This is a genomic window from Lentilactobacillus diolivorans DSM 14421 (genome assembly GCF_001434255.1).
GTDB lineage: Bacteria > Bacillota > Bacilli > Lactobacillales > Lactobacillaceae > Lentilactobacillus > Lentilactobacillus diolivorans.
Genome location: NZ_AZEY01000035.1, coordinates 1 through 1,451 on the forward strand (window position 1 = coordinate 1; position 1,451 = coordinate 1,451).

1 protein-coding gene is annotated in these 1,451 nt (G+C 39.9%); it reads right to left on the minus strand.

What is annotated here, in order from left to right; translation table 11 throughout:
- Positions 1-79: 79 nt before the first annotated feature.
- A complete protein-coding gene (locus tag FC85_RS04355) occupies positions 80-1,336 on the minus strand; it encodes an ISL3 family transposase (RefSeq protein WP_057864334.1) in 1,257 nt (418 codons plus the stop codon).
- Between the last annotated feature and the right edge of the window lie 115 nt (positions 1,337-1,451).

Consider the following 1,451-nt stretch of genomic DNA (forward strand, 5'->3'; position numbering starts at 1 on the left):
GGCTCTTTGTCAACTGAGGTTGATATCAGCTTATATAGCAAATCCGAAAGGATTTGCTTTTTCTTTTGCATTAATTGAATTAAGCAAATAATTCCATTTGAATCCTAGTTCGATAATGGTTAAAATTCCGATAACCGTAAGCAGTTCTACCAATAGCTTTAATTTTGCGGTTAACTCCTTCAAGAGGTCCATTGGAGTAAGCATATTTCAAGGAATTGGTAACTGCTTTTAAGTTTTGTTTTAGGCTACGAATAGTGGTATCCATTGAACAATTGAGTTTTCGATAGTCACAGATCGTCATGGCAAGTAAATCCTGGTCATGTCTTTGAACAGCCGTTAAAATATCCTGATAAACCAAGTAAACACTGGTAAATTTAGGGCTAAGGGCAACGGCATCTGTCACAATTCGTTGACTAGTCATCTCTCGTTTTAACGGTGTCCGATAATAGAGTCGTTTAGCTTCCAGCTTATCAAAGGGCTTGTCGAATAAACGCCAATATTTCTTAATCATCCGATATTCACGCGAGGAATGAGGTTGCTTTTTCGCGACTGACAAACGTACCTCATTTAGTGACCTTTGAGTCATTTGAATGATGTGGAAGCGGTCAATTATAATTTTGGCTTTAGGGAAAAGCTCTGGGATTAGGTGAACGTAGCCAGCGTTTAGATCGACAGAAATGGTTTTAACGCGAGCTCGTTCTTTGTGTGAGTACTGCATGAAGTAGCTCCTGAGGAACGCCTTACGGCGGCCATACAGAATAACAACTCGATTGTGATGATCGGCATCTTGAAAGATAAACCGCATGCGCCGATTTTGGTGCGAAGAGGTAAACTCATCAAAACTGAGATGTTTCGGTAAGCGAACAAACCGATTACTGATCATTTGCGCTGCTTGCGGATATGCTCGATTGACGGTACTGGCAGAAACCCCGTTTTGTTTAGCAATCAGTGTTGCTGCCATATTATCATGAAAGTCCATCACCACTGATTGCCAAACGTTCTTGGAAATTTGGCAGTTAGGCTTAACAGCATCCGTTTGCGAAGTAAGGATTGAACCACAGTGTTTACAAAGAAACCGTTGCTTAGCTAACCGGAGAATTAATAAGTGGAATCTCTGTGGGGATAATTTTAAATTAACGGTCTTATGACCGTCTTTTACAAGGCAATCAGCAAACCCGCAATTTGGACACCGTGAAATCTTTTTAAGCAATTTAGCATTGATAAATATTGCCGGATGACCGTGATATAGCCCGGTTTGGGTTTTAACATCAGCCTCGAAGTGAATGTGGGGGTCTTTTAAACCAACTAAATTTAAGATAAGCTTGTCTTGGGACATCGTTTTTACTTCTTTCTATCTGAATTATTGGCTAATTCAATAGTAGGGCGATGCCCTATTTATATGCAAAAAAAGATTGATACCTTACGGTATCAACCCCAAAAATTTTAGACCC

Coding starts and splice junctions, on each gene's coding strand:
- FC85_RS04355 (WP_057864334.1), bottom strand. CDS start 1,336: ATGTCCCAAGACAAGCTTATCTTAAATTTAGTTGGTTTAAAAGACCCC.